Source organism: Emticicia sp. (assembly GCF_049241225.1).
Lineage (GTDB): Bacteria > Bacteroidota > Bacteroidia > Cytophagales > Spirosomataceae > Emticicia.
Genome location: NZ_JBMLRC010000473.1, coordinates 1 through 5,100 on the forward strand (window position 1 = coordinate 1; position 5,100 = coordinate 5,100).

General features: G+C 40.5%; 4 protein-coding genes. 2 read left to right on the top strand and 2 right to left on the bottom strand.

The features are described from left to right. A partial coding sequence (locus tag ACOVO2_RS24350) for an aldehyde dehydrogenase family protein (protein WP_421772472.1) occupies positions 1-564 on the top strand: 564 nt, incomplete at its 5' end. Between the two features lie 141 nt (positions 565-705). Here ACOVO2_RS24350 and ACOVO2_RS24355 read toward each other — a convergent pair. Continuing rightward, the gene (locus tag ACOVO2_RS24355; protein WP_421772473.1) at positions 706-2,601 is read right to left on the bottom strand and encodes a beta-N-acetylhexosaminidase; all 1,896 of its coding nucleotides are present in this window, start codon (positions 2,599-2,601) and stop codon (positions 706-708) included. 124 nt (positions 2,602-2,725) lie between these two features. Further along, positions 2,726-3,439: an MIP/aquaporin family protein gene (locus tag ACOVO2_RS24360; protein WP_421772474.1), complete on the bottom strand. Its 714-nt coding sequence runs from the start codon at positions 3,437-3,439 to the stop codon at positions 2,726-2,728. A 220-nt stretch (positions 3,440-3,659) separates the two neighbouring features. Between ACOVO2_RS24360 and purB the strand changes: the two genes are divergently transcribed. After that, positions 3,660-5,003: an adenylosuccinate lyase gene (purB, locus tag ACOVO2_RS24365; protein ID WP_421772475.1), complete on the top strand. Its 1,344-nt coding sequence runs from the start codon at positions 3,660-3,662 to the stop codon at positions 5,001-5,003. The last annotated feature ends 97 nt before the right edge of the window (positions 5,004-5,100 follow it).

The following is a 5,100-nucleotide window of genomic DNA, read 5'->3' on the forward strand; positions in this document are numbered from 1 at the left end:
GGTGGTACAGAAGATTTCTCAAATTTTGTGAATGCCGTTATTGATGAGCGTGCGTTCGATAAAATTGCAGGATACATTGATAATGCAAAGAAAAGCGATAAAATCACGGTAATTGCAGGCGGAAACTACGATAAATCGAAAGGGTATTTTATTGAACCAACGGTTTTATTAACTTCTGACCCAAATTATACAACGATGTGCGAAGAAATCTTCGGGCCTGTACTAACAATCTATGTTTACGAGCCACAAGATTTCGAGAAGACACTTGAATTAGTTGATGCAACTTCGCCTTATGCTCTTACGGGTGCGATTTTCTCGCAAGATAGATATGCCATTGATTTGGCAATGAAAAAACTGGTTAACTCAGCAGGTAATTTCTATATCAACGATAAACCAACGGGTGCGGTAGTTGGTCAGCAGCCATTTGGTGGTGCGAGAGCATCGGGAACAAATGATAAAGCAGGTTCGATTTTGAATCTTTATCGTTGGGTGCAGCCACGCACAATCAAAGAAACATTCGTTTCGCCAACTGATTATAAATATCCGTTTTTGGGAGAAGAGTAAAATCTAATTTTGAATGATAGGATGAATGAATGATAGAATTTGGCACTAGACCATCTTTACGATTTAATCATCAAATAGTTGATAAATTGCTCTTCATTCACTCATTCTATCAGTCAGTTCCACTGCGGCAATCATTCAAAATTATTTATCAGGCATTCTGTAAGTTTTTACGAACTCTTTGCCAATCTGCTGGCCATTTCTGAAAATTGCTGCTCTCACGGTAGTCAGTTTATTGAATGTCTGCGGTACAAAAACAGGGGAGTTAGCCGTTGGTTTCGAGAAATCGAGCGAGTAACGCACCTGTGCATCACGCACGTAAGGCTCTAATTTTACTTCTACGGTTTGCGTATTTTTGTTAGGCGTCGCTGTTTCTTTCACATCAAAAATACTTTTGGCATAATTTACTTTCAGCACATCTAATCGCTTGAAGTGAGCTTCTAATCTACGACCAAAATCAGCAAAGTTTTTATTGATAGAAGGTGTCCACGTAACTTCCGATAAAGCACACGCACGAGGGAAAGTCATATATTCTGCGTGTTCGGGTGTGGCCACGTATTCTGTCCAAAGATTCACTTGAGCTCCCAAAATATGCTTGGTTTCTTCGGGTTTTAGCTCTGATGGAGTTGGTTCGTACGAATAAACTTTCTCTAAAGTTAAAAAACCGCCAATTGCTAAAGGCTCTGTTACGGCATGCGACTGATAGTAATCAATATAAACGTGCGAATTTGGTGTCATTACTACATCGTGTTTTTGTTTAGCTGCCTCAATGCCGCCTTGCACACCTCTCCACGACATCACGGTAGCGTTTGGCGAAAGTCCACCTTCCAAAATCTCGTCCCAGCCCATTAGTTTTCTGCCTTTTGAAGTCAAAAACTTATCAATACGTTTAATAAAATAACTTTGAAGTTCGTGCTCATCTTTCAAACCTTGAGCTTTCATTAAATCTTGACAGAATTTGCTTCTTTGCCACGTAATTTTCGGACACTCATCCCCGCCAATATGAATGTATTTGCTTGGAAATAAGCCTATTACTTCAGTCAATACATCTTCAATAAACTTAAAAGTCTTCTCAGTGGGGCAGTAAACGTCTTCGATTACCCCCCAAATCTTAGCTACGCCGTAAGGCCCGCCCGTACAACCCAATTCTGGATAGGCCGCCAAAGCCGCCAAAGCATGGCCTGGCATTTCAATTTCAGGAATAATCGTTACGTATCGGTCTTGGGCATATTTTACAACTTCTCTGATTTCATCTTGTGTATAAAATCCTGAGTGTTCTTTGCCATCAAACTTTAATGGTTGATTGTAAGACATTTTACCTTCAATTGTCTCAGAACGTACCGAGCCAACTTGTGTGAGGCGAGGGTATTTCATGATTTCAATTCTCCAACCTTGGTCTTCTGTCAAGTGCCAGTGCAGAATATTCATTTTGTGCATTGCCAATAAATCAATGGTTTTCTTCACAAAAGATAATGGCATAAAATGACGACCGACATCGAGCATAAAGCCACGGTGTTCGTAGCGAGGTTTATCAACAATATTCACACAAGGCACTTTTAGTTGTAAACCATTGACTTTGGTCGAACTATAAATTTCGGCAGGAAGCAATTGAAACAGCGTTTGAAGGGCATAAAAATATCCTTGCGAAGCACTGGCAGTGATAGTTACAAGATTTGGCTCAACCGAAAGTTCGTAGTTATCTTCGGGCATTGGTCGAGTTGATTTTACAAACAAAATAGCGTTTGTAATTGGTGGTGCAGGAATCGTTTTTTTTGTTTTAGGGTCAATTCTTGGCACTTTTGGTAACGAAACTTCGGTAAAAAGCTTCATACCAGTTGTTTGAGCTACTTGGCTCGACAATAATTTTGCTACGGCCGCTGTTGGAGCATCGTTAGTTTGTAAAATAATTCGGGTTTCACTACTAATTACAAATGTTCCGCTTTTGGCTATAAGTGTATCAGGCTGAGGAATTATACTGTACGTATTTTGTCCCCAAGCAGTCGTGGCAAAAAATAAAAAAATAATTAGCAATCGTTTCATGCTGATGGCGTTTGTTAAGATTGGGTAATGAAATGTTTTGATAAATAACTATAAATAATCAACATCAGTTTTCAAGAAAGGAGCGGTGATTTTATTTAGCTCGACTCTTATGAAGATTGATTTTCTAAAAATTAAACGCATTTAGAAACAAAACGGCTAAGATACCCCCCACAATTGGCCCAACCACAGGAATCCAGGCATAGCTCCAGTCGCTTGTGCCTTTGCCCGAAATTGGCAAAACTGCATGAGCGATTCGAGGTCCTAAATCACGGGCAGGATTGATGGCATAGCCAGTCGGGCCGCCTAATGATAAGCCAATTGACCAAACCAGCATACCAACTAAATAAGGAGCAAAACCATTGGGCAAATCGGCAGTGAACGAACTTGACACAACAATTAGGATGATTGTTCCAACCACTTCAGATATAAGATTACCAGTTGTATTTCTAATAGCAGGAGCGGTGGCAAAAACTCCTAATTTTGCACCTTTATCCTCGGTAATTGCCCAGTGTGGTAAGTACGTAAGCCAAACGAGTGTGGCTCCCAAAAATGCCCCAATCAGCTGAGCGGTAATAAATGGAACAACATTCGACCAATCGCCCGATTTTACGGCCATTGCAATCGTAATTGCAGGGTTGAGGTGGGCATCTGGGCTACCAAATTTTTGGGCTATAAATACGCCACACATGACCGCAAATCCCCAAGCGGCTGTCACGACCATCCAGCCACCATTTTCACCTTTTGAGCCTTTTAAAAGAATATTGGCAACAACGCCGTCGCCGAGTAAAATGAGTACAAGTGTACCCAGCAATTCACCAATAAAGTTTGAAGTTTGCATTGAGGTTATGTTTGATATAGGGTTGAAATTGTTTGGCAAGTTAATTTATTTTGTCAGAACACACAATAGGTTTAACTTTGTACTTTGAATTTCGAGGTTGGAGCTTTGATGTTTGATGTTGGCGGTAAGCTGCTGTGGCTTTTCCAAAGAGATTTAACTCAACTAAATCCAGTTGCTATCTTCAAAACTTTTGATTTCCAAAGATTTTTACCTGACAATTATGCTTTTGAATACTCTTACTGCTATTTCTCCTGTTGATGGTCGATACCGCCGACAAATCGAAAATCTTGCAAAATATTTTTCTGAATTCGGACTCATCCACTACCGTGTGAGAGTTGAAATAGAATATTTTATTGCTCTTTGTGAGCTTCCGCTACCTCAACTCGAAGGTTTTGATAAAGGTTTGTATAAAAATCTTCGTGCGATTTATGAAAATTTTTCGGAGGAAGATGCTCTCAAAATCAAAGAAACTGAAAAAGTTACGAATCACGATGTAAAAGCCGTTGAGTATTTTATCAAGGAAGCTTTTGAAGTTTTGGGGATTGCTCAACATTCGGAATTTATCCATTTCGGGCTAACCTCACAAGACGTCAATAATACTGCCATTCCATTATCGTTGAAAGAAGCGATGCTTGTTGAGGTTGTACCAACTTTTCAGCAGGTTTTGACAAAATTGCACGAATTGGCTGAGCAATGGAAAGATATTGCACTACTCGCACATACACACGGACAACCAGCTTCGCCTACTCGTTTGGGCAAAGAATTGTTGGTGTTCTGTGAAAGAATCGAGAAACAACTCGAAATGCTCAATGCAGTGCCTTACGCCGCTAAATTTGGTGGAGCGACTGGTAATTTCAACGCTCATCATGTGGCGTATCCGCAAACCGACTGGGTGGCGTTTGGTAATAGCTTCGTAAACGATTGGCTCGGACTTTCTCGCAGCCAAAAAACGACACAAATTGAGCATTATGATATGTTGGCAGCTATGTTTGATGCCCTCAAACGTCTCAATACGATTTTGATTGATTTCTCTCGTGATGTTTGGACTTACGTTTCGATGGGTTATTTCAAGCAAAAAATCAAAGCGGGCGAAATTGGTTCGTCGGCCATGCCACATAAAGTAAATCCAATTGATTTTGAAAATGCCGAAGGAAATTTAGGCGTTGCTAATGCTCTTTTCGAGCATTTTTCGGCAAAATTACCTGTTTCTCGCCTACAAAGAGACTTGACCGATTCGACGGTTTTGAGAAATCTGGGCGTGCCAGTTGGGCATACCGTCATTGCCTTGAAATCATTATTGAAAGGTATGGATAAACTCGAACTCAATCAAGAAGCAATCGACCACCATTTGGAAGAAAATTGGGCGGTTGTGGCCGAAGGAATCCAGACTGTACTTCGCCGTGAGGGCTTCCCGAAACCTTACGAGGCATTGAAAGAATTGACTCGTAAAAACGAAAAAATCACCGAAAAACGCATCAAAGAATTTATTGATACGCTGGATGTAAGCGAAAAAGTAAAATATGAACTTCGACGCATTTCTCCTTTCAATTATACAGGAATCTAACAAAAACGGCTCTTAGAAATTTTTCTAAGAGCCGTTTTTGTTAGTAATCAACAATCTGCCTACTCATCGGCGGAATGTTGGAGAAGGGGCGAAGCGA